This window comes from Alphaproteobacteria bacterium (genome assembly GCA_030680745.1).
Lineage (GTDB): Bacteria > Pseudomonadota > Alphaproteobacteria > JAUXUR01 > JAUXUR01 > JAUXUR01.
Window position 1 is genome coordinate 73,259 of record JAUXUR010000044.1, and the last position, 25,170, is coordinate 98,428.

General features: G+C 35.0%; 21 protein-coding genes and 1 pseudogene. 14 read left to right on the forward strand and 8 right to left on the reverse strand.

The features are described from left to right. Window positions 1–374: 374 nt before the first annotated feature. The gene (locus tag Q8L85_04660) at window positions 375–2,237 is read left to right on the forward strand and encodes a hypothetical protein (GenBank protein ID MDP1723975.1); all 1,863 of its coding nucleotides are present in this window, start codon (window positions 375–377) and stop codon (window positions 2,235–2,237) included. A gap of 284 nt (window positions 2,238–2,521) precedes the next feature. Here the strand turns inward: Q8L85_04660 and Q8L85_04665 are convergent. Next, a pseudogene (locus Q8L85_04665) lies at window positions 2,522–3,199 on the reverse strand (cyclase family protein). A gap of 193 nt (window positions 3,200–3,392) precedes the next feature. Between Q8L85_04665 and Q8L85_04670 the strand changes: the two are divergent. Beyond that, entirely contained in the window at window positions 3,393–5,102 is a 1,710-nt protein-coding gene (locus tag Q8L85_04670; GenBank protein ID MDP1723976.1) for a hypothetical protein, read from the forward strand. 80 nt (window positions 5,103–5,182) lie between these two features. Here Q8L85_04670 and pgsA read toward each other — a convergent pair whose 3' ends face one another. The 4 genes from pgsA to Q8L85_04690 all read right to left on the reverse strand — a co-directional run bounded on the left by pgsA (window position 5,183) and on the right by Q8L85_04690 (window position 9,347). Continuing rightward, complete coding sequence (pgsA, locus tag Q8L85_04675; protein MDP1723977.1) at window positions 5,183–5,797, reverse strand: CDP-diacylglycerol--glycerol-3-phosphate 3-phosphatidyltransferase; 615 nt, start codon at window positions 5,795–5,797, stop codon at window positions 5,183–5,185. Between the two features lie 2 nt (window positions 5,798–5,799). Beyond that, on the reverse strand, window positions 5,800–7,656 hold the full coding sequence (gene uvrC, locus Q8L85_04680; protein MDP1723978.1) for an excinuclease ABC subunit UvrC: 1,857 nt from the start codon (window positions 7,654–7,656) through the stop codon (window positions 5,800–5,802). A gap of 553 nt (window positions 7,657–8,209) precedes the next feature. After that, on the reverse strand, window positions 8,210–8,773 hold the full coding sequence (locus Q8L85_04685) for a hypothetical protein (GenBank protein ID MDP1723979.1): 564 nt from the start codon (window positions 8,771–8,773) through the stop codon (window positions 8,210–8,212). Between the two features lie 226 nt (window positions 8,774–8,999). Continuing rightward, window positions 9,000–9,347 carry a hypothetical protein gene (locus tag Q8L85_04690; protein ID MDP1723980.1) on the reverse strand — a complete coding sequence of 116 codons (348 nt, stop codon included), beginning with the start codon at window positions 9,345–9,347 and terminating at the stop codon, window positions 9,000–9,002. Between the two features lie 515 nt (window positions 9,348–9,862). Here Q8L85_04690 and Q8L85_04695 point away from each other — a divergent pair. From Q8L85_04695 to apaG, 6 genes are all read left to right on the forward strand, one after another. Then, the gene (locus Q8L85_04695) at window positions 9,863–11,587 is read left to right on the forward strand and encodes a monovalent cation:proton antiporter-2 (CPA2) family protein (GenBank protein ID MDP1723981.1); all 1,725 of its coding nucleotides are present in this window, start codon (window positions 9,863–9,865) and stop codon (window positions 11,585–11,587) included. Between the two features lie 274 nt (window positions 11,588–11,861). Beyond that, window positions 11,862–12,794: a ribose-phosphate pyrophosphokinase gene (locus Q8L85_04700; GenBank protein MDP1723982.1), complete on the forward strand. Its 933-nt coding sequence runs from the start codon at window positions 11,862–11,864 to the stop codon at window positions 12,792–12,794. A gap of 97 nt (window positions 12,795–12,891) precedes the next feature. Next, window positions 12,892–13,485 (forward strand): 50S ribosomal protein L25/general stress protein Ctc, encoded by a 594-nt coding sequence (locus Q8L85_04705; GenBank protein ID MDP1723983.1) that lies wholly within the window; start codon window positions 12,892–12,894, stop codon window positions 13,483–13,485. Between the two features lie 140 nt (window positions 13,486–13,625). Further along, the gene (gene pth / locus Q8L85_04710) at window positions 13,626–14,207 is read left to right on the forward strand and encodes an aminoacyl-tRNA hydrolase (protein MDP1723984.1); all 582 of its coding nucleotides are present in this window, start codon (window positions 13,626–13,628) and stop codon (window positions 14,205–14,207) included. A gap of 330 nt (window positions 14,208–14,537) precedes the next feature. Continuing rightward, window positions 14,538–15,635, forward strand: coding sequence for a redox-regulated ATPase YchF (ychF, locus tag Q8L85_04715; protein MDP1723985.1), 1,098 nt, complete (start codon window positions 14,538–14,540; stop codon window positions 15,633–15,635). Between the two features lie 81 nt (window positions 15,636–15,716). Next, complete coding sequence (gene apaG, locus Q8L85_04720; protein MDP1723986.1) at window positions 15,717–16,112, forward strand: Co2+/Mg2+ efflux protein ApaG; 396 nt, start codon at window positions 15,717–15,719, stop codon at window positions 16,110–16,112. Window positions 16,113–16,538: 426 nt separating this feature from the next. Here the strand turns inward: apaG and Q8L85_04725 are convergent, their stop codons facing one another. Both Q8L85_04725 and Q8L85_04730 read right to left on the reverse strand, forming a co-directional pair. Then, window positions 16,539–17,213, reverse strand: coding sequence for a hypothetical protein (locus Q8L85_04725; protein MDP1723987.1), 675 nt, complete (start codon window positions 17,211–17,213; stop codon window positions 16,539–16,541). Between the two features lie 113 nt (window positions 17,214–17,326). Continuing rightward, window positions 17,327–18,520 (reverse strand): penicillin-binding protein activator, encoded by a 1,194-nt coding sequence (locus Q8L85_04730; GenBank protein MDP1723988.1) that lies wholly within the window; start codon window positions 18,518–18,520, stop codon window positions 17,327–17,329. A gap of 62 nt (window positions 18,521–18,582) precedes the next feature. Between Q8L85_04730 and rsmI the strand changes: the two genes are divergently transcribed. From rsmI to Q8L85_04750, 4 genes are all read left to right on the forward strand, one after another. Next, window positions 18,583–19,458, forward strand: coding sequence for a 16S rRNA (cytidine(1402)-2'-O)-methyltransferase (gene rsmI / locus Q8L85_04735; protein ID MDP1723989.1), 876 nt, complete (start codon window positions 18,583–18,585; stop codon window positions 19,456–19,458). Then, on the forward strand, window positions 19,406–19,804 hold the full coding sequence (locus tag Q8L85_04740; protein MDP1723990.1) for a YraN family protein: 399 nt from the start codon (window positions 19,406–19,408) through the stop codon (window positions 19,802–19,804). Before rsmI ends, Q8L85_04740 begins: the two co-directional genes overlap by 53 nt. Continuing rightward, window positions 19,801–20,730 (forward strand): glutathione synthase, encoded by a 930-nt coding sequence (gene gshB, locus Q8L85_04745; GenBank protein MDP1723991.1) that lies wholly within the window; start codon window positions 19,801–19,803, stop codon window positions 20,728–20,730. The genes Q8L85_04740 and gshB overlap by 4 nt, the downstream gene beginning before the upstream one ends. Window positions 20,731–20,827: 97 nt before the next feature. Next, window positions 20,828–22,354 (forward strand): YifB family Mg chelatase-like AAA ATPase, encoded by a 1,527-nt coding sequence (locus Q8L85_04750; protein ID MDP1723992.1) that lies wholly within the window; start codon window positions 20,828–20,830, stop codon window positions 22,352–22,354. 73 nt (window positions 22,355–22,427) lie between these two features. Here Q8L85_04750 and Q8L85_04755 read toward each other — a convergent pair whose 3' ends face one another. After that, a complete protein-coding gene (locus tag Q8L85_04755) occupies window positions 22,428–23,276 on the reverse strand; it encodes a hypothetical protein (GenBank protein MDP1723993.1) in 849 nt (282 codons plus the stop codon). Between the two features lie 471 nt (window positions 23,277–23,747). Here Q8L85_04755 and Q8L85_04760 point away from each other — a divergent pair, with 471 nt between their 5' ends. Further along, entirely contained in the window at window positions 23,748–24,434 is a 687-nt protein-coding gene (locus Q8L85_04760) for an NYN domain-containing protein (protein MDP1723994.1), read from the forward strand. Next, a complete protein-coding gene (locus Q8L85_04765) occupies window positions 24,435–25,121 on the forward strand; it encodes a uracil-DNA glycosylase (protein MDP1723995.1) in 687 nt (228 codons plus the stop codon). The last annotated feature ends 49 nt before the right edge of the window (window positions 25,122–25,170 follow it).

Genomic DNA, 25,170 nt, shown 5'->3' on the forward strand with positions numbered 1-25,170 from the left:
CCTTTTCTTAAAAGCATCATAATGCATCTAATCTTATAACATTTTAAATAAAAAGTTATAGATAGAATCCATAATACTATTGAATAAAACCTTCAATCAATATTTGTTCATTTTTTATTTTATTTTTCATTAAAATGTATTATAATTTTTTAAATTAAAATTATATCGGATTTAAAATGTTTATACTTTTTTGTTTTGTCAAAACAACCTCACATTTTTCTTCTTTTTACATTGATAATATTAATATCAATTATAAGTGTAAATATAACTAAAAATGAAACAAACACAAACATATAAGAATATTCGATTCTCTGCAAAATCAACAATAATTATTTATTGACGTTTATAAAATTTAAAAATTGAAGGAAAATAAAATGAACCAATTTAAAATAGCTCTTTTTCTTTTGAGTGTTTTTACTTTTACGCAACCTCTTTCCGCATCGGATGACGAGAATTTTTCTCTTGATGATGAATATATAGAGGATTCTGATGGTTTTGAAACGTCAAGCGATGACGAAACCACGGATAGTCAGCTTCAAATTGTTTTTAAAGATTACATAAATATGCGTGGAAATTTTCAATCACATTGGGGGTTTACACGATCTAACTATGATTCCATATCAAATAATTGGATTAGAGATTTCTTTGACAACAAATTTAAAATAAAATATACGATTAATGAAAATGGTACTGCAAGAAAAGAAAGTAACTATTTTAAAGATATCTCTGAAAATGATCTTGATTTAATTGAAGGAATACTCGAAAATAAAGTCATATTTTATCATTGGCTCAATGACAAAATAAAAGAAAGTAGCTATAATTCCAATGACTTAAATTCAATTTTTTTAACAAAAAAAATATCAAAATCCTGGAAGAAGCACCTATATATTAACGGATTAGCTAAACACTATCTTTACAATCATCGTCTTCTCGATTTACTTTGTAAAACTATAAAAGATACTTTCACAGATAATATTGAAATGAATTATTGCGATGAACGCGGCAACGTTAAATTGTGCGACTTGCAAGAAACAAACCTTTCTAAAGTTCGTACAATCTTAAGACAAATTGAACAAGATCTAAAAAACGATAATGATCTTCAAAAATGTTTTGAAGTTAAAAAACATCCCATCAAAAATTGTTCGAAATCATGCCTTCACACTTATTTCAAAGATATCGACGCATCTGACTTGCATCGTTATTACAATCTTTCACTGGGACGTTTTAATTTGCTCGAAAAGGTATTTGGCGTTGAAACAATCAAAAAACTCACTGATAATATTGAGTTTTATACACAAGAAATACAAGAAGACGTTTCTGAAATCGATTTAGATTCTTTGATTGCAGATTTACCTAAAATTGTAGATTTTCCTAAAAAAGAAAAATCGTCCCAAAAGAAGAAATCAAAGAATAGCTCAAAAAAACGTAAAGGAAAAAAAACAACTACTGAATCAAAAAAAACTGAAAAAAACAATTCGACAGATGAATCAAATCCTGCTCCTTCACAAGCAAGATTGCCTAACCAATCAGATTTTCAAATTATTTTACCAAATGGTGAATTGTTTGATTGCCCGCAACAACACATAATAAAAGAAGATCAGCAAGAAAAAAAGAAGAAAAAAGGTTTTTTTGAAAAGATAAAAGAAAAAGCTCATCAAGGCATCGAATCAGCTCAAGAAACAATTAATTTAGTTCAAAACGCAGCTCAATTTATTCAACACCCTCAAGAAGAAATGCGCGTTTTAATGCAACGCATTGATGGATTACTCCATCATCAATCTTCACTTCAGCGTTTGAATGCTGAAATGCGAGGACGCTTAGAATATGAATCACAAAAACTTAAAGAAACTGAATCCGCAAAAGCTGAAATTGAAGAAAAATATATTGGACTCAAAGAACAATTAGATCATTTTGAATCTCAAAAAAAGGAACAAGAAAGAAAGCTGCGTAATTTAGAAAAAGCAACCAATGACGCTACATCTTATGTACAAAAACTCGAAACACTTTCGTCAAACACTCTAAGCGAAGCTGATGCTTTGCGTGCTTATGCGGATGCTATTTCATTGCAGACCCATGCAATTATTCAGCATAATCATGGATTTGCTTTTTTATTAAATCAATATCAAGAAGCTTATACAATGCAGAGCCAGTATTTGCGGCAAATAGACAATGATAGGCGTGCACTTTTAGCAGAAAATGAAAGACTTAGAAACGCGTTAGCGAAGAAAAAGGAATAATTCTTAAAGTTGTGAGAGCTCCTGGATATAAGAGCTCTCCCAAACAAGCATTAACTTATGGAAATATCAGAAGAATTGTTAAAGTTATCCACAAATAATTTTGTACCGTCATCAAATTCAACAAAAAGTTCTTTTCTTTTATCAAATAAAGTCCTTGTTGCTATCACTTTTTTGCCTTTAATGAGTTCTAATAGTCTTAAACTTAGATTTTTCTCTTCATCATTAATATCATCTCCTAAATCTAAAATATTTTTCATACGCTCTTGAGAAAGATCTTCTTTGTCAACAAGGCCTATCAATCTTATTGGCGCTTCACTCCCCTGAAAAATTTTAATAGGCAATGCCATTATATAGGCACCCATTGGTGGCAAGTCCTTGCTATTGGCAATATTTTCAACAATATATTTACCAGCCCCTAAAACAAGCCGATGAACAGGAAATTGGCTTTCAAGAGAATCCGGCGATAAAGTGTCAATGCCCAATCCTTTGATTTCCCTTTCCAGCAATAAAATCGCTGCTTCAGCTGATATTGAAGGGAAAAGAAGATTGTTACGATATTTAATAGGATCATGCCAATATTGATCCCACCCTGTCCGAATAATTACAAAGCTATTTGGTGAAATATCATCAAATTTTAATTCAAAATCTAAAATATCATCAACACTTAACGTGTAATGTGCATGTGCTCGATCTGAAACATCAATGACAAAAACGGATCTCGCCAGATCTTCTAATGGCATTTCAGTAATTGATTTTCCACCTTTTATACAATGAGAGGGCGCATCCATATGTGTCCCAATACCTGCTTGCATTTCTATATCTTGAACAAAGAACTTTGTTGGTGAATCGGAATCTTCATAATTTGATCTTATCTTGTGTTGAAATCCACAATCTCCATCCCAGCTTGGGATGTCAGATGTAATATCATGCGTTAAGTCAATCATTTTATAGGGAAAAAGCATATTTACATAAACCTATCTTGTCATTTCATTATTATAGAATAATCACCTGACAATATCAAAAAATCATAGAAAATACCATTCAACATGCAATGCCATAATTACAAAAAAATAATTTGTCAACATTATTGACATGCTCTAAACTTTAAGATAGAGTAATTATATTGTTAATTTTTTATTTATTACGAGGTTCGTTATGAAAAGACTATTTATGTACTCCTTATTGGGGTTTTTATCCTTTAATGCTTTTAAATCTGAAGCATTGACTCCCTACGAAGCCGCTTCATTAGCGCAAGCTGCAGAAAAAAGAGATGCCGACTATGTTGAAGGTTTTCAATTGGTTTCTCAAGAAATAGCACGCCCAAATGGCGATGCTGTTGATCAAATTCTTGCCCAATTATGGGTTAATCATGAAGAAAAAGAATATGTTGTTGTTTTTAACACAACAAAAGCCATCGGCAAATGGGCATTAGCTGACGTTATTAATAAAGTATATTCTTATGATGATGTTATAGCTTTTGCACGTCAACAAGGTCGCATCTATAATGATCAAGTTAAACAAGCAGGATATCCTGAACTTGCAGGTGGTGTTGTCCAAAAAGTTATAGCTAATTTAGTGAGTGGCGTAACAAATGCAAGTTATGGATTAGGCAGAGGATTAAGTTACGCTGCAAGTGGTATTGGTAGCTTATTCTCTTCTTCAAAAAAATCTGTAGAAATGGAACAAATAGACCAAATTGAAGAAGTTGAATCAAATAGCATTAAAAAACTGCCTGAAGTTTATTTAGGTAATCTTGTTAAAACAGCTTTTAGTCTTTACTTAGACTTACTTCAACATGTTGCTAATAATGAATATGCAATAAAAGTTGTTGGTCATTGTTTTGGTGGCTATTATGCTCAAATCATAGCAAGTAATAATAACCTTGGTGGTTATAGTTTTTCCTCTTATGGTATGAATTTACACCAAGCAGATCAAACCAAAGAATTTACGAATTATCGCCATCTAAATGATCACCTTACAGAACTAAACGAAGAACATTATGGTAAAACAATTGCCCTTAATGATCTTCCACTTAATGTCATTGATAATTTTGATGATCATATCCGTTCGCTCAATGCAAATGATGTTACATCAACACGTTGGGCAATCATGGACGATTATCTCACCAAAAATCATGCGATTGATGGTTTTGTAGATCAATTAAATCCAGGCAATAAAAAAAGCAAGAGCGTTCAAAATTCAAATGCGCATATTGTAGATAATTCTTTTTCTTCTAGCGCATTACCAATTTCATCGCTTGCAATACCTAAAGCTGATCCAATTGTAGTTCAACTGAGTGTTGCTCCAAGTGCACCTAAACCAGTAGTATCTATAGCACATGAAGTTAAAGCTGAAGAAATTATCATTGCACCTTCTTCTGAACCTGCAGTTTCTTCTTTTGCGCCACCACCGCCACCTCCGCCAGTACTTCCTATTATGTCATCAGGATTTAAAATTTTAAGTGCTGATGTGTTAGAAGCAATGGATGATCTAGAACGCTTAGATTACGATGCAAATCTTGCTACTGAAAAAAAGAAAGTCGAAGACGCTGCACGTGGTAATGTGATTGGTTCTATTGCAGACGCTGCTGCTAGAATGAAAAAAAGAACTGCTGCAATACATGGGGACGAAGTAGAAGTAAAAAATGATAAATTAATTGAAATGAATGAAAAATTATTGCATTTTAGAGAAGTTGAATACAAAAACATTTCAAAAAGTATTGATAACATCAATGCTGAAATAACAAAAATTGAAGCACAACAAAAACTTTTAACTAAGAGTCTTGATAAAGCAAGCTTTAAAGCTCGATTTGATGAAAATTGTCTTCGTCTTACTGTTCTTAAAGGTCTTAGATCTTATGCTTAAATAAAACATTTATCTAATTATGTTTTATTATACCCATCTGTTTCGGCAGGTGGGTTTTTTTATTTCAGCCGCTTAAAAAATCACTTTCTCTGTTTAATCTTACGGTCGCGCAACACATGAATAAGCGTTTGTTTTAAATATATATACCCTGTGATAAGTGTCAAAATCGCTGCAATCCATAATAAAACCGCCCCTAATTTAGGTAAAAATGGACAAGACGGTGTGCCGTAACTAAAAAGTAAGGTACCAATCGCAAACATTTGACAAAATGTTTTCCATTTTGCAAGCTCAGTCACGGGCATACCGACATTAAAATTGGCCAAAAATTCGCGTAATCCTGATACCAAAAATTCACGTGATAAAATGATGAGTGTGGGAATTAAAGTAAACCCTTTTAATTTATCCACGGCAACCATAAGTATTAAAGTTGTTGCAACAAGCACTTTATCAGCAATTGGATCCAACAATTTACCAAGATCTGAAAATTGCCCTAATTTACGTGCTAAATATCCATCTAAAAAATCTGAAATACCAGCAATTGTATAGAGGATGAACATCGCCCATCTGGCTGCCATAGAATCAATATAAAAGCAAACGACAATTGTCGGAATAATAATAATACGTAAGAAAGTTAATATATTAGGTATGCTTAATACTTTATTTTTTGAATAATTTATTTTTTTATTTTCTTGCATCATTACCCTTTTTGAAAAAATGCGTGAATTTTTTCAGCCATATCATTGTTAATGCCTTCTACTTTTTTAAGATCCGTTACACTTGCTTTTGCAATATCCTTAACCGATCCAAAATGGAGTAAAAGTGCTTTTTTGCGCTTAGGTCCAATACCTTCTATATCATCTAATTGCGAACGTGTAAGTACATTTTCACGTTTTTGTCGATGACTTCCAATAGCAAAACGATGCGCCTCGTCCCTTAATCTTTGAACAAAATACAATACTGGATCGTTTGGCTCAAGCTTGAAAGTGTCTCGGTTCGGCATATAAAAATCTTCACATCCTTTATTGCGTTCTGGACCTTTTGCAATCGCAATTAATTGTATATCATTTATGCCTAAATCAATTAAGGTTTCTTGAACAGCGGATAATTGTCCTTTACCACCATCAATTAATATAAGATCTGGCCAAAGATCTTTTTCACGATCAGGATCTTCTTTTAAAAGCCGCTGAAATCGTCGTTGAAAGACTTCACGCATCATACCGTAATCATCGCCTGGTGCTAAGGCATGCTTAAAACCAACATTGAATTTACGATAAGAATTTTTTAAAAATCCTGTTTTATCAGCACATATCATACAACCCACAGCTTGAGCACCTGAAATATGGCTGTTGTCATAAACTTCAATACGTTGTGGTATAAAATCTAACCCAAATTTCTCTTTTAAACCAGCAAATAGATCGTCTTGGTTATTACTGTTCTGTCTTTTGCGCGCCAAAGCTTCTTCTGCATTTTTAAATGCGTGATCAAGGATATTTTTTTTCTTACCCGTTTTAGGGATTAAAAATACAATTTTTCGTCCTGCTTTTTGAGACAACGCATCCTGAATAATTTCTTGATCCTCTGGCTTATGACTTAAAATTATTTCTTTAGGTGGCATTCTATCATCGTAAAATTGACCCAAGAAGGTAGATATAATTTCAGAAGCTGACCATTCTTCATCATGTGTAAAAAAATAAGGGACATTCCCTAAATTTTGACCATTACGATAGAAAAAAAGCTGTACACAGCTGACCTTAGGGCTTGTTGCGACTGCTACCACGTCAGCTTCTTCGCTAATGCCCTCACCATGGATAAAAAGCGTTGATTGGATGCTTGTCAAAGCGCGAATGCGATCCCTATAAATTTTAGCCTGTTCATAATCTAATTTATCGCTCGCTTCATGCATTTTTTGGGCGAGCTGCGATTGTATAATACTCGATTCCCCTTTAAGAAAAGCAATCGCCTGGTTAACAAGCACGTCATAATCATTTTTCTGAATATATTTTACACAAGGCGCTGAACATCTTTTGATTTGATACAAAAGACAAGGTCTTGTTCTATTTTCAAACACAGCATCATTACAGCTGCGTAATAAAAATACTTTTTGAAGAATGGTAAGCGTTTCATAAACAGCGTGACTAGAGGCGTAAGGACCAAAATAACTCCCCTTAACTGTTTTATTCCCACGATGCTTAAGGATTTGCGGGAAAAGATGAGAAGTTGTCAAAAGGATATGAGGGAAACTTTTATCATCGCGTAATAGAACATTATAAGGCGGTTTGTAAGATTTAATGAGATTGTTTTCGAGAAGCAAAGCCTCGCTTTCCGTCTGCGTTGTAATAATTTCGACATGATATACTTGATTAACCATGTGCAAAATACGTGTGTTTAAGCGATTAATCTGGGTATAAGAAGTCACGCGTTTGACGATATTTTTTGCTTTTCCAACATAAAGAACAATCCCTTCTTTGGACACCATTCTATAGACGCCAGGTTGGCTCGGTAGTGTTTTAACAATCCGTTTTAGATTTTCAAGGCCTGAAATTCTATCAGACATAATCAAAGTGCCTTATATCATTTATTGTTCTAGTTCAAACTTAAGCAGCAACCCTGTGGATAAGTCTGGGGGTAAAAAGGGGATGAACTATTTCTAAGGCTTGATAATATGCCACTTTTATCTCTTTGTCAGCTTTTCAATTGAATTTGCTTAACATGTTGTTTTTATTGATTTTTTATATATATAGTAATGCTCAAGAAGAGGGATATGCTATGACTTGGCAAGCACTTTTTTTGCAAAAATGTTAAAAAAAAAGCTTGTGTATAAAAAATTTTGTGATTTTCAAAGGAAAACAATATTGACCAATTGCATCAAAAAGTCCTGAACTCTTTTTTTGAGCTCAGGACTTTAAAAAGCAGCAAACTATGATTGAATTTAATTAAAGATCGGTAAAAAAAGCCTAAATTTGCTTGCAGCAAGTTAATATCAAGGGGCTTGCCCATGAAGTTTCATTTTAATATGGATTTGATGAATAACTTTTAAAATGCTTTTCTAAAAATTATCCACAAACCCACTATTCTCTATAACAACTTTTGTGTTTACGCAAATTTTCTTATCGATTCACATTGGCAGTTTTTATTTTCTTAAAACGTTTTTCATTTTCAAATATCTGATTTGGTCTTCGAGCTGCATTAAGCACATCAACAAAAGCTGCCTTTTGAACGTCTGTCCAAAAATCATCTGGAGCATCAGTACCATTATAAAGATCAAATGAATATTCACCGTTTTCTTCTTGAAATATTATCAACTGCTCGTCTTCAAGGTCAACATTAGGGTAATATGCGTGTAAATATTCAGAAGGGTTATCAATTCCCCAAGCCCCTGAGTGAACAAAAAAACGTTCTGCAAAATCATTCACATTATGAATATGCTCCCCATTAATAACAACCATCTCTACTTTACCATATGGCAAATACACAAAATCTTGACATGTACCCTCAGCAGATACAGTAATATATTCAGCATCAATGGGTTTTTCTTTAATATCAATTATTTTTATATTAGATGAATCATTTAAAATAATTGTTTGAACATAAGGCCCAACAATTTTATTGTCTAAAACACAATTTAATCTAGGATTATTTGCAATATTTAAATACCTTAGATTGGGTAGCATTTCAGTAAAATTCTCAGGTAAAGTAGTTAACGAAGAAGAACGTAGTGTAAAAGACTCTAAGGATTTTGGTAGATTATATAAAATTTCAGCAAATATAGTATCGTTTTGTATTCCAATAATAGATAATTTTTTTAATTTTTTACAATCTGTTATTAAATTTATTGAAATCGTTGAATTGTGAATAAGTAATTCCTCTAAATCTTCAGGTAAATCACATAATTCTATATCATCTAAATTGTAAATACTTATTTTTTTTAAATTTGGAAAATTTTTTTTTACTGAAAAAAAAATCTTTACTATATGTCGATATATTTAATTCTTTTACATCAGAATAAGAAACTAGATCTAAGAACAATTGAGATTGATCATCTGTATTGTTTATATCATATTTTTTTTGATCACTAGGTATTTTGCTAAATAAATTAACAAAATTAGTTAAATTATAATCTATGTCTATAGCATCTATATCCATATCATCTATTTCATTTGGTAAATCACCGGCACTATAGCATGAATGATAGCAATCACCCATAAGTAGCAAAGATGCCAATAAAATTGATTTATATATTTTCATTTCTATTTCCTTTTATTTAATTGTTTGCAATATTTATCTAATTAGTTAAAATATTAATGTAATTATTTTTACTAAAATAAGCTTTATTTAAAAAAATTATTAATTACAGAGATGCAACCTTTTTTAATTTTATATCAAAGTATATTTATATATTTAAACTACAGACAAGTTCTATACTATTTAAAACAAAACATCAATATATTTATGTAAAAACACAGAATAAAACACGAAATTATATTTATCTACATAAATTTTCAATTTAGACTTTGATTGGTTTTTAAATCTATCTGATCTACACCCATATCCTATAAAAATTCTGCAATTTTTATCCATACACACGATTAAAAGAAACATTGTGTACAAAAAATGTACAACATACCTGCTATAAAAAAACAAACCGATTCAGTGAAACTAAATGATAAAAAAGCCTGATTTTTAGCATTTTTAATCTTGATAAAAACCATTAAATGCGTTATAAGAAATAGATTTAAACCCCTGGAAACTATTGGATATCCGTGTCAACAGAAACAGCCGCTCATTCATCATTTCAATTCGAGCTCGCAGATGTGCTCATATTTTTGCTTGCAGCTGTTATCATTGTTCCTTTGTTTCGCCGCCTTAAGATCTCCCCCATTTTAGGCTATTTAGTCGCTGGCGCATTTTTAGGACCCGCAGGCTTTAAATTTATTGCCGAAACAGATGGCGCGCATCTTATTGCAGAATATGGTATTGTTTTTCTTCTTTTTACAATTGGACTAGAACTTTCTTTTGAACGTCTGAAAAGTCTTCGTTTATACGTTTTTGGCCTAGGATCCGCACAATTTCTTATTACATCGTTGTGCATTGGTGTTATCGCCTATTTTGCAGGCCTCTCCATAAGTGGTTCCATTATTTTGGGTGGTGCTTTAGCCCTATCATCGACAGCTTTTGTATTACGCCTTATGGCTGATCGCGGCGAGATGTCAACACGCTTTGGGCGTGCTAGTTTTTCCGTCCTTTTGTTTCAAGATCTTGCTGTTGTCCCCTTATTGGCGATCGTGCCGCTTTTGGGTGCAGAAACACAAGATATAGGCTCTGCCCTAGGATTGGCTTTGCTTAAAGCTGTATTTGCCCTTGTCATCATTATTTTAGCAGGACGCTTACTGTTACGACCTATTTATCGTGTTGTAACCTCTAGCAAAAGCCCTGAAGCTTTCGTAGCCGTCACCCTTCTTGTGATTCTAGGAACAGCCTGGGCCACCTATAAAGCCGGTTTATCAATGCCCTTAGGCGCGTTTTTAGCAGGTTTGTTGATCGCTGAAACGGAATATCGCCATCAAGTTGAAGCTGACATTATGCCTTTTAAAGGTATATTACTCGGCCTTTTCTTCATGAGCATAGGCATGCGTTTCGATATAGTTCTTGCTATTAATGAATTTGATAAAATTCTTATGCTTGTTTTTGGTCTTTTGAGCCTAAAAGCAATTATTCTTTTTGGACTAGCTACTGTCTTTAAATTTGAATTAGGACCTTCCATAAGATTAGGTATTTTATTATCACAAGGCGGTGAATTTGCTTTCGTGCTTTTAAACGAAGTATCAGCTTCTGTAATACCCCACGAAGTAAGTCAATTAATGTATATTACGGTCACACTTTCAATGACCATGACGCCTTTACTTGTAACATTATTCTGGCCTGTTTGCGCAAAACTTGAGAAAAAACAAAATACACGACTTGAATGGCTAGAGGAAGAAACAGAGGATCTTGAAAATCACGTTATTATTGCAGGCTATGGCCGCGTAGGCGAAACAGTTGCCAAAATATTAACAGATCAATCGATTCCTTTTGTTGCTGTTGATATTGATGCCTCCCGGGTTGCCGTGGGTCGTTCCAAAGCAATGCCTGTTTATTACGGCGATTCCTGTTTTGGTGAAGTATTACGTGCCGTTGGTGCGTCGCGTGCGCGCGCAATTGTGATTACCATTGGTGATAAAAAACTCGCTACCCGCGCAGTTATGAATATAAGATATGACTTTCCGCAAACGCCTTTATTTGTACGTGCGCGTGATGGTCAGCATGTCAGAGAATTGCAAAAAATTGGCGTCACATCGACCTTCCCTGAAACGCTTGAAGCTAGCCTTCAATTAGGCGGTGCCGTCCTTAAAACTTATGGCGTTGAACCAACTGAAGTTGATCTTATTATTACGCAATTTAGACGTAATAGTTTTATGAGTGATGAGCTAATAGAAGAAGCAGAATAATTTGGTGAACGTGCCATCTTATAAAGTAAGTCATGAACTAAAATAGTAACGACCCACCCCTCTCCTACGCCCCGCGGCAAGTCCCTTGGGGTCCATGGTATATAAAACGAAATGATGCATATTTGTCGGATCATTTCTAAAATTTTATGGATCCCGCGATCAAGAGGCAGGGACGTAGGAAGTAGAGGGAGTAAAATTTAAAACTTTACTACTTCTGTGTAATTGCAATTAATATTCATTAGAAGTAAAACTAAACATTGAGGAGTTACCATAATTGAAAATTCTTACCTGTAACAGCAATAAACCATTAGCTGAAGAAATTTGCAAAAATCTTAATATACAATTAGTGATGGCTTCAGTTCGTTCTTTTGCAGATAAAGAAATTTTTCTTGAAATACAAGAAAATGTACGCGGTGAAGACGTCTTTGTGATTCAGTCGACTTCCTACCCTGCTAATGATCATTTAATGGAATTACTCATTGCAATTGACGCTCTAAAACGAGGATCCGCCAAACGTATCACTGCAGTGCTTCCTTATTATGGCTATGCGCGACAAGATCGGAAGACAGGCCCAAGAACGCCAATTTCTGCTAAATTAGTCGCAAATATGCTAACAATTGCAGGTGCGCATCGTGTCTTAACATTGGATCTTCATTCTGCTCAAATCCAAGGCTTTTTTGATGTGCCGACAGATAACCTCATTGCAACACCTGTGATGGTGCGCGACATACGCACCCGGTATCAAAACAAAAAATTTGTCATTGTCTCCCCGGATGTAGGCGGTGTTGTACGCGCACGGACCTATGCTGGACGACTTGATACGGATCTTGCCATTATTGATAAAAGACGTGAACGTGCTGGTATTTCAGAAGTTATGAATATTATCGGTGATATTCAAGATAAACATTGTATATTAGTGGACGATATTATTGATAGCGGCGGAACCATTTGTAATGCTGCCAATGCATTACTTCAGAAAGGTGCTTTATCGGTTTCAGCCTATGTAACGCATGGTGTATTATCTGGTAATGCTGGTGAGCTCATTCAAAATTCACCACTTGAGAAAATTGTCATCACCAATTCAATTCAATTAACAGAAAAACAAAAATCATATCCTAAAATTGAACAATTAAGTATTGCTCAATTATTAGGTGAAGCCATTTACAGAATTAGTCATGAACAATCTGTTTCATCTCTTTTTGACTAATGCAGAAAAATAGTATAAGATAACCCACTTTCCTGACACTCCTGGAGGTCAGAAAACAGACTATCTTTATTAATCGAAATGTTCAGGAGGATATTTCATGACTGAATCCACAAATTTAACCGTTTTTGTTCGCGAAAAAGCCGGTAAAGGCGCATCACGTGAAGAACGTCGCCAAAATCGTTTACCCGCTGTTATTTATGGCAATGGAGAAACACCAGATTTGATTTCTTTATGCCCACGTGAATTTACAAAAGAAATGTATAAAGCTGGGTTTTATACAAGATTATTTAACATTGAAGTCAATGGCAAATCACAACAAACAATCGTAAAAGCTTTACAGCTTCATCCCGTATCAGATAAAGCGATTCACGTTGATTTTTTGCGCGTTACAAGCAAAACAATGGTAACAGTTTCTGTGCCTATCAAATTCATCAATGACACCTTATCACCTGGCCTTAAAAGAGGCGGTGTTCTAAACGTCGTTCATCACGAAATTCGAATTGTATGCCGTGCCGATGCAATACCACATTCATTAGATATTGATTTAACTGGCGTTGAATTTGGACATGCTTTCCATCTTGATGTCATTCAATTACCTAAAGGTGCTAAATTAGCTGCTGCTGATAAAGGCTATACAATTGCAACAATTCTTGCACCAAAAGTTGAAGCAGCTGCTGCTGAAACGAAATAAGGGCCCACAATGAATATACTCAAATTATTTCGAAATGTGGGTAGGAAGATGAGTGGTGAAACAAGCGGAGTGTATTTTTTCATACATGAGCATTGCGAATCCCGAAATCTGACACCCTCCACAGTTTGAAAGAATTGAGTATGTTTCTTATTACAGGACTTGGTAATCCGGGTACTCAATATAAGAACAATAGACACAATGTTGGCTTTATGGCGGTGGATGAAATTCATCGCCATTTTAATTTTGGTCCTTGGAAAAAAAACTTTCAAGGTGAGATTGCTGAAGGTAAAATCGAAGATGTTAAAGTCTTTTTGTTAAAACCTATGACTTTTATGAATAATTCAGGATTTTCTGTAGGCGCCGTTAGTCAATTTTATAAGATTCCATGTATATCCACACTTGTGATTCACGATGAACTTGCGCTCGATCCATTAAAATTAAAATTTAAATTAGGTGGTGGACATGGCGGACATAATGGATTACGCAGTATTGATGGTCGGCTTACACCCAATTATTATAGATTGCGCATTGGCATAGGTCATCCAGGTGATAAAAATTTAGTATCTTCTTACGTCTTGTCCGATTTTAAAAAACACGAATTAGACAAATTAGAAGATTGTTTTGACCATATTGCGCGCGCATTGCCTTTTTTTATACGTGGTAAAGCTGATATTTTTGCAGGTGAGTTAGGACAGTTTAAAATACACGACAACACACTTTAAAATGCCAATCCTATGGCCAAATTCGTCGGCAAGCCTCCGCATTCCGGTACTCATGTACTTTAAGTACATTCCGTGCCGGTTCTCGGCTTTTCTAGACTTTGCCACATAAGATTGACATTTACATAGGTATAGAATTAAAAGTAATTATGTTGCTTAGAATATAAAGATAATTTCTCTGCTACCTTGAGGTTACTGTCCATATTATGAGGCAAAGTCTAGGAAGGTTGAGAACCGGAACGGAGTGTACCTCTTTGTACATGAGTACCGGAAGCGTAAACATGACAACGAATTTGCCCATAGGATGGGCAGTAACACACGAGGGATTTTAGAATGGGTTTTAATTGCGGTATAGTCGGTCTTCCAAATGTAGGCAAATCAACATTATTCAATGCATTAACAGCAACGGCTGCTGCACAAGCGGCGAATTATCCTTTTTGTACGATTGAACCCAATGTTGGACGTGTCGCAGTCCCTGATCCCCGTTTACTTAAATTAGCTGAAATTGCTACCTCTCAAAAAATAATTCCGACCCAAATGGAATTTGTGGATATCGCAGGACTTGTACGTGGTGCAAGTAAAGGTGAAGGCCTTGGCAACCAATTTCTTGCACATATTCGTGAAGTCGATGCCATTATCCATCTTTTACGCTGTTTTGAAGATGATGATATTACACATGTTGAAGGCGGTATTGATCCTTTGCGTGATGCTGAAATCATTGAAACAGAATTGATGATTGCTGATCTTGAAAGCCTTGAAAGACGTGTACAATCTTTATCCAAAAAAGCAAAAACAGGCGATAAAGAAAGTAAAATTTTATTAGAATTATCTGAAAAAGCGTTAAAATTATTAAGTGATGGTAAACCTGCACGTTTAATGTCGGTGACAGACGAAGAAAAACCTTATTTCAAATTACTAAATCTTATTACAGCGAAACCTATTTTATATGTTTTTAATGTTGATGAAGGGTCTGCTGCTACAGGTAATAAATTTAGTATAATTGCTATGGAAAAAGCAAAAGCTGAAAAAGCACCCTTTGTTGTGATTTCAGCAGCAATTGAATCTGAAATTTCTCAATTGGGCGAAGATGATAAAAAAGAATTCTTAGCAAGTTTAAACCTAGGTGAGCCAGGTCTTGATAAAGTCATTCGCGAAGGTCATAATCTTTTAAATTTAATGACGTTTTTCACCATAGGGCCTAAAGAAGCGCGCGCTTGGACCATTACTAAAGGTGCTAAAGCACCACAAGCTGCGGGTGTTATCCATACTGATTTTGAACGTGGCTTTATCAGCGCTGAAACAATCGCCTATCAAGATTACATTGATACAAAAGGTGAAACAGGCGCAAAAGAGCAAGGTAAAATGCGTCTTGAAGGACGCGATTATATCGCAAAAGATGGTGATGTGTTTCATTTTAGGTTTAATGTTTAAAATTTTATTGCGCAATTCAACCGTTAGTTGCTATACTGAATTTGTTCAAGACGATAAGATTAAAAATATTAGGGATACGTCATGAATTTTAGCAAGATTACGAACTCAATCAAAGTAAGTGTTCGTCCTGTGTACTTGGAAGAACAATCCTCACCAGATGAGCATTATTATGTTTGGGCTTACTATGTCCGTATCGAAAATTTAAGTGAAGACCCAGTTCAGCTTATCAATCGTTATTGGCGCATAACAGATGCAAAAGGTCGCACACAAGAAATAAAAGGTCCTGGTGTCGTAGGCGAACAGCCTGTATTAAACCCTGGATCAATCTATGAATATGCGAGCGGCACACCATTAAACACGCCTTCTGGTTTCATGGTCGGTGATTACGAGATGGAAAATGAAAAAGGCGAATCTTTTCAAGTTGCCATTCCTGCATTTTCACTTGATGCTCCCTTTGAAAGAATATGTTTGCATTAATATACTATAGTCGATGGACATTGGAAGGATACAGCGTCACGCCTCACTCATGTATATAAGGATACACTTCGTTCGTTGTTCCTTGTCTTCTTCTCAAGTCTATCGACTATCAATCTACTGGACAAAAATTTAATTAGGACTCGAACCTACCAAATACCCAGTCGTTTCCCTGAACAGGCGAGAAGCAAAGCTTCGAGCACGGATTCAGGGTCCAATTAACAATCATGATCGCAGATCATGACGTTATTAAATATTTTGCCATGCTCTTCGAGCATGTATTTCTTTCTGGATCCTGGATCTACGTATGAAGCTTCGCTTCAACGTGTCCAGGAAAACAAAGGTGTATGGCGCAAATTTCTATCATAAAAATAAAAATTGTCCGGTAGATTGATCGACTATAATGAAATAATTGCAAATTAAACTTAATTAATTTTTGTATGAATATTGCTTCAAAAGAAATCTAATTTTCTGATTTTCTTTACCTAACCCAAAAACGTAATCAGGATTATTGTCTGCAAAAAAATTATTCTCTTGAAGAGCTGATTTTGCGGTGGGATCATTTTTTGCTAATAAATGCAACGCAACAAAATAATCAAGTGTAAATTTAGAACCAATATCTACATGGTTTTTCATGAATTCTTGTCGAACTAACTTTATCATGTCTATAGGTAATTTTTTAAATGCGTTAATTTTTTCTAATATTTGTGCATATTGATTTGATATCGGTATTAATTTAAATGATGTTTTTTCTGTACAAATAGTTTTATTGTTATTACGAATAGATTTGTGTTTCTTATGTGGAATGATTGCCTTAGAGGTGCAATCTATAGAAAAAACATAATGTCCATTTTCATCTTGTTCGCCAATATAATTATGATTCAGAGGATTTGCATGCTTTAAATGTTGTTTCGTTAAATCAGAAATACTTAATGTATAATATGAGACTTTATCCTTATAGGTATAAGAATATTTTAATATATTTCCATTTTTTTGAATTTCTTGAATATCTTCTAAATCTATGGCAGTTTTATTTTCGCATATTTCTATACCAAATAAGAGCTTTGGCATAAAGAGTAATGTTAACAATATGATATGTTTCATTTGAAGTCCTTTCAATAATAGACTTTATAAGAGTAATTTTACTATAGTATAGTATAATATAAGAAAATAAAAAAATGTCAACAATGGTGACGAATGTTATTAGATAACGTCCTTTAAAAATGGCGTGATGGCGGCACAATAATACGTGCAGACCCTTGATCTACTTCAAAAATAGCATAACGACGTTCTACCTCACCATGAACATTTAATCTAAATGGACCATCAATACCATTGAAACCTTCTTTTTGAGTTAATGCTTCGTTTGATACTTTAAGGCCTTCTTTGGTAAAGGATGTAATAAGGGCGATCATATCATAAGCAATGGTCGCAATTTCACTGGGCTCGTAATGATATGTATCCATAAAACGCTTTCTGAATTTTTCACGTTCAACTGAATCAGGCGCTGCAAAAAGTGCTCCTTTAAGCAATATTTCTTTACTTGCACTCGCTTCTTTAAGGATATCAGGCCCAAAGACTTTAATATTTTTAAAATCAACACCTTGATGCGCAAGCACTTCGACAATTTGAGCCAATTTATCAGCACGTTCAGGAATAAAAATAGCATCCATAAAATCTTTTGGATTAGGCACATGGCCAGGCGCAATCCCTAAAAGAGACTGCACATGTTCTCCAAATCGTGTCGTCGAGCGATCATAATATACTTCACGTGTAATGGTTGCATGATGTGCACCTTGTTTTAAGCTTTCAACCGCTAATTGCGCATAACGCGTATTAGGGGATAAAATGGCAATTTTTTTGTATCCTTTTTCAACTAAATATTCCGTTAAGAATTTTGTTTGTTCACCAGGGTTAAAGCCCAAAGGATAGATGCCTCTATTTGCAATTTCAGGTGTATTCGAAAGACTTAAGACAGGGACATTCGCTTGTTGTGCTAAAGCTGTTATAGCGCGTGTACTTTGAGAAAAGACAGGCCCTAAAAAGACCTCAACACCATCACGAATCGCATTTTCAGCTTGTGTTATGACTTGATTAGCATCAGCGCCAGTATCATAAGGTCTTAATATTATATTTTGTGCTTTAAGATCAAAAAGCGCTAATTTAGCTGCATCCATAATGGATTTACCCACTTCTTGACCAGATCCAGAAAAAGGTAAAAGAAGTGCAACAAGTGTTTGTTCACCTTGTCTTTTTTGAGGCAAAGAGTGTTTTTGAAGTGTGGGATCAGGTAAAATAGGAATCGATGACGATTGAGGTTTATGCATTGTGTCACAACCCGTTAAAAACAAAGCGATAAACATGAATTGAAAAAAAATCCGCGCGTTTTTCAATTTGACAAAACCAAGCATTACATGCACCCTTCAATACGAATATGAGAATTTCATTTTATAGGGAAGTTTGGCTGAAGTAAATGCATGATGACGATTTAAAAAAAAATGTTGTAAAATCGGGACTTTATTTAATTGCGACCCCCATTGGTAATTTAGGCGATATAAGCTTTCGTGCAATCGAAATATTAAAGCAAATGGATTACATTTACTGTGAAGATACACGCGTTACACAAACACTTTTATCCTTTTACGATATAAAGAAAACACTTTCGACTTATCATGATCATAACGCTGATAGAACGCGCGCACATATCATTGCCCAGATTGAAGAAGGTAAAAAAATAGCGCTTGTATCTGATGCAGGCATGCCGCTTGTTTCTGACCCAGGTTATAAATTGGTGAAAGAAACAAAAGCCAAAAATCTTTATGTGACTATCATTCCAGGTGCTTCAGCGCCTTTGACAGCACTTGCTTTATCAACTTTACCGCCGAACCAATTTTATTTTGGTGGATTTTTTCCAGATAAACAAGAAAAACAAAAGAAATTGCTGTTGTCACTCGCTCATTTAGAAGCAACGCTGATTTTTTTCGAAGCGCCTCATCGCATTAAAGAGACTATTCAGATCATTCATGACCAAATCGGCGACAGGCTGATGGTTGTTGCGCGCGAACTCACTAAAAAATTTGAAGAAATCATTGTTGAAAAAGCATCAATACTCTTGGAGCGTTATGCTGTAACACCACCCAGAGGCGAGTGTGTTTTATTAATTGAAGGTTTCCAGCAAGAAACAAAATTGATTGATGATTGTGATGACGAAATTTTAGCCTTGCTTAAGGATCATAAAATAAAAGAAGTCGCTGAAATTATTTCAACACTTTATAAATTTCCTAAAAAAGAGGTTTATGCCCGTGCCCTTTTACTTACCCAAAAGCAAAAACTATCTGAAGAAGACTAAAGCCAATCAAGATGGCAAAAGGGGTGAATTTTTAGCACTCTTTTTTTTGAGACTAAAAGGTTATAGATGTTTAGCGCAAAATTACAAAACACCTGTGGGTGAGATCGATCTTGTGATGCGCAAAGGAAAAACGCTTATTTTTGTTGAAGTTAAAACACGTCCATCTTTAAACGAGGCTTTAGAAGCTTTACGACAGGCACAACAAAAACGCATCCTCAAAACTGCTTTATGGTTCATGAAAGAATTTAAAGCTTATACAAATTATGATATGCGTTTTGATTTTATAGGCATTGCGCCTTCATCTTGGCCTAAACATATTCAAAATGCTTGGGGAGCTAATAAATGATTATTGCATTACAAATGGATCCGATTGAATCAATTAACATTGCAACCGATACTAGTTTTATGATTGGGCTTGAAGCACAAAAACGAGGTTTTCAACTTTTTTGTTATCAACCTCAGAATCTTTCATTGTCGTTAGACGGCCTAAAAGCCTATGGCCATTTTATAAAGCTTTATGATAATCCCAATCATTATTTTGAAAAGCAAGATTCTGTTTCATTTGATTTAAAGCAAGCAAATATTGTTTGGGTGCGCCAAGATCCTCCCTTTGATTTAGCTTATATAACAGCGACTTATTTGTTGGATACAATTGCGTCTACAACACTGATTCTTAATAATCCAAAATCGCTTAGGGATTATCCTGAAAAATTACTGCCTTTTCAATTTCAAGAATTCATGGCACCGACACTCATTTCAAGAAACATCGAAGATTTTTATAATTTTTTTGAAACACATCAAGATGTTGTTTTGAAACCTCTTTATGGCGCCAAAGGTCACGCCGTTATTCGTTTGCAACATAAAGAGAATTTGGGTGGTGCGATTGATTTATTTGAAGCGCTTGAAAATACGCCTTTTATTATGCAAAAATTTATCCCTGAAGTATCACTTGGTGATAAACGCATTCTATTTGTAGATGGAGACGTCGTTGGTGCTTTTAAACGTATTCCGCAAACAGGGTATATTAGATCAAATATTGTGCTTGGTGGTACTGCAGAATTATGTGATTTAACAGATAAAGAACAAGAATTAGCCAAAGTGTTGGGACCCTTCTTAAAAGAAAAAGGCTTGTTTTTAGCAGGCATCGATGTGATTGGCGATTATTTAACGGAAATCAATATTACGTCACCAACAGGTTATGCGTTGTTGAATCGATTAAACAATCAAAAAACCCATGAAATTATTTGGAATAAAGCTTTAGAAAAACTGTGACTATCTCAATATCTTGGATTAATTTTACAGTTTCCGCGCATTAATTGTTAATATCAAAACACTTCTGTAGTTAGAAAAAATAAAAAGGTAGGGAAAAATGGTCGCACGCATTCACACAATCGCTTTTCAGGGTATTGATGCTTTAAATATTGATGTTCAAGTGACGTTTACCCCTGGATTACCTGCTTTTACGATTGTTGGCTTACCTGATAAAGCCGTTGGTGAATCGCGTGAACGCGTGCGTGCCGCCCTTAATGGTCTCGGTCTTTCCTTACCTGCCAAACGCATTACTGTTAATTTATCCCCTGCCGATGTCCTTAAAGAAGGCAGTCATTTTGATTTACCCATTGCGCTCGGTTTATTGGTTTCAATGAATGTATTATCGAGTCAAGAATTACAAGAATATATCGTGTTGGGCGAACTTGCTCTTGATGGATCCTTATTACCCGTTAATGGTGTTTTGCCAACAGCCATTGCAGCTTTTGCACAGGATAAAGGACTTATTTGCCCTGAAGCCTGTGGCCAAGAAGCCGCTTGGGCAGGCGACATTCGTATCCTTGCGCCTAAGCATCTTTTAGCACTTATTAATCATTTTAAGGGCACACAAATTTTACCTATTCCACAACGTGCCAATATTCCGCAACAACAATTTAATCTTGATATGCGCGATGTCAAAGGCCAAGAAATGGCCAAACGCGCTTTCGAAATTGCGGCAGCGGGCGCACATAATATTTTAATGTTAGGGCCACCTGGTGCTGGTAAATCGATGCTAGCCGCGCGCATGCCCACCATTTTGCCTGATCTTGAACCTGAAGAAGCGCTTGAAATTAGTATGATTCAAAGTGTGGCGGGTCTTATTTCGGAAGGTCATATTCAACGAGCGCGCCCTTATCGTGCACCACATCATTCAGCATCACTCGCTGCCATGGTGGGCGGTGGACCCAATGCAAAGCCAGGTGAGATTTCCTTATCGCATCATGGCGTTTTGTTTTTAGATGAATTACCCGAATTTTCGCGGGCAACCCTTGAAGCGTTACGGCAACCCATTGAAACAGGCTCTATTTCTGTTGCACGTGTGAACGCACATATCACCTATCCTGCACGTGTTCAGTTGATAGCTGCCATGAATCCATGCAAATGCGGTTATTTATCCAATCCGGGGTTAGCTTGTGGTCGTGCACCTAAATGTGGCCAAGATTATCAAGCTAAAATTTCAGGCCCTATTTTAGATCGTATTGATCTTCATTTAGATTTACCCGCTGTTAAAATCGATGATCTTCATTTGCCACCAGCCAAAGAAGGATCTGCAGAAATCAGAGAGCGTGTAAGATTAGCCCGTGAAAAACAAAAACAGCGTTACTTGGAACTCGCCCCACATTTAAAAATTCGAACCAATGCAGCAATCGATGATGGTCTATTACGCGAAATTGCACAACCTGATCCAGAAGGTCGTAAAATGCTAGAACGCGCCGCAGATAAATTTAATTTTTCGGCACGTGGGTATCATCGTTTATTACGTGTGGCACGCACCATTGCCGATCTTGAAAACGAAGATCATATTCGATTGACGCATATTGCAGAAGCCATTTCTTATCGTAAAATCAGTATGATGCAAGCGGCCTGATAGATTTGACTTCTTACTATAAAACGTGCCAAAAAAAATTGGATTTTAGGACACGTTCTATAACATCAAAAAATCAATTTAAAAGATTGCCGATCATCATACGTTTTTTTGTATTTTGCTCACTTATTTTGTCTTGCGTTATTTTTATAAGCTCCATTGCCACATATTGTATTAATAGATCACCCATTTTTGATGCTTTAGAAAAAAGATCAAATGCGTTTTGTAATCTACAAGGATCTTTGTCAGCAGGACCCTGACCTAAAAGATACATTATACCCAAACAAATTTGTGCTTTAGGCAATTCAAAATGCGTATATACTTTTTGAGACGCTACTTTCAATAAATTAAATGCTTTTTCAAATCTGTTAGGATCATTGGCCAATGGCTCTTGATCAAAAAAATACATTTGACCAATGGCTATTTCAGTAGCATGTTGCAAATAAGGGTTATTATTTTTGCAATATGTATTTGCTAAGAAACCATCTACTAAATCCAAACCATCAAAAACATTCAAATAAAATTTATGAGCTTTAAGTAATTTTATGCATACATCAATTTTATCATTGCTTGTATCTTCATCTCTTAAATCTATATTAGACGTTGAAATAATTAGAGAATTTTCAACTTGCTCTATTTCCACATCAAACGGCAATGAAAAAGACGAATTAAAACAATCTGTTATTGTATAGCAATTTTGAGAAAAATTCGAGTCAATCCAGAATGGTGAATTATCAATTTTTGAAATTTCAACCCCTTCAGGATCACAAATTATTCTAATTTGCAAATAATCAGGAAGACATAACATTAGACCATTGTTAAATAACACAGTATTATTGCTATAATCTTTTCGAAAAACAATAGTTGCATCAACAGATTGAAATAATAATAAATATAATGAAATTAAAAGTAATAGTTTTTTCATTTAAAATCCTAACATTTGTATCAAAAAAATAAAATATTATAAAAAGAATACATAAAAGTCAACCAGAATTGTTTTTTATAAAAACTATTAATAAACATCCCTAGGTTTATATTTTTTTATTTTCATGATACGTCCTGATACAAAAACCATAATTTTTTATTCACCCCTAAGAATCATAGATACAACAAAAAAATTTTGTGATATCTTTTTATGAAAATACGCAAATCAATAAGAAAAGTTACGGCCTGTTTGTTATAACAAAAAACACCCTAATGTTGTATTAACAGCACATATTATAGGCAAATTAAATTTAATAACAGGATCAGGATCGAATTTATCTATTGTGTAGCGTTAGTATATAAAAATATTTTTTCACAAGACCCCTTGAACCTTGCGTGATGAAGCGTTAAGTTCGTAGCAATGTACTAAAACAAAAAATTGTGCATGCATTTAAAAACTGTTTAGGAAATAATGATGTTTTACCCACAGGAACGCCTTGCCCTTTTTATTGACGGCGCAAATCTCTACGCGGCAGCACGCGCACTCTCTTTCGATATTGACTATAAACGATTACTCAATCTTTTTGCGCAACGTGGCAGGCTCATTCGGGCGTTCTACTATACAGCTTTAATTGAAGATCAAGAATATTCACCTATTAGACCTCTTGTTGATTGGCTTGATTATAACGGCTACACAATGGTCACAAAACCAACAAAAGAATACACTGATTCTTATGGTCGCCGTAAAGTTAAAGGCAATATGGATATTGAACTTGCCATTGACGTTATGGAAATGTCAGAACATGTCGATCATATCGTTGTCTTTAGTGGCGATGGTGATTTCAGATGTCTTGTAGAAGCGGCACAACGTAAAGGCGTACGCGTCACTGTTGTCAGCACTGTTCGTTCACAACCACCAATGGTTGCAGATGAATTACGCAGACAAGCGGATCATTTTATGGAACTTATGGATTTAGCACCTTCCATTGCACGTTCACCATCTGACGCCGAAGATTATCACTTAGACCCCAAAAGTTTCCCTTACGTTGAACAAGTTCCTCAGCCTGTTATAGAAGGCTACAATCCTTATCCTGACGTTGTCAGAAATAATGAGGATAATGTTCAAGCAATGTCACGTGGACATAAAACAGACATCTAAATGCACCCAATAACATGCGCAAATGAAGAAGACGGTCTTGATCATCATCAAGAACCGTCTAAATCATGTAATTTGTGCCCAAGACTCTTTAACTTCAGGCAAATCAATCAGACAAATCACGAAGATTGGTTCAACGCACCAGTTCCTTCTTTTGGTGCAGATGACCCACAATTGCTGATTATAGGACTTGCACCCGGTCTTAAAGGTGCAAACCGTACGGGGCGTCCTTTTACGGGTGATTTTGCTGGTATTTTACTTTACCAAACTTTAATCAAATATGGATTTGCGCAAGGCGTTTTTGACGAACGCATTGATGATGGCTTAAAACTTGTTAATTGTAAAATTACCAACGCCGTTAGATGCGTACCACCAGAAAACAAACCAACACCTGTTGAAATTAAAACCTGCCAACAATTTTTGAAAAACACCCTTTCAGCTCAAAAAAAACTTAAAGTTATCGTGACACTTGGCAAAATAGCGCATGATAGCCTTCTTGATGCATTGGGTTTTAAAAAATCACTTTATCCTTTCGGCCACGAATCAATTCATCACCTTAAAACGACAATGCTAAACGATATTGTCCTTATTTCTAGTTATCATTGCTCTAAATACAACACAAGCACTAAAAGACTCACTGAAGAAATGTTCCACAAAGTCTTTGAAAAAGCATCATTTTTCTTGAAATAATTTTCTCATCCAATCCTTAGTACTTTTTTTATTTGTACAACTTAAAAAT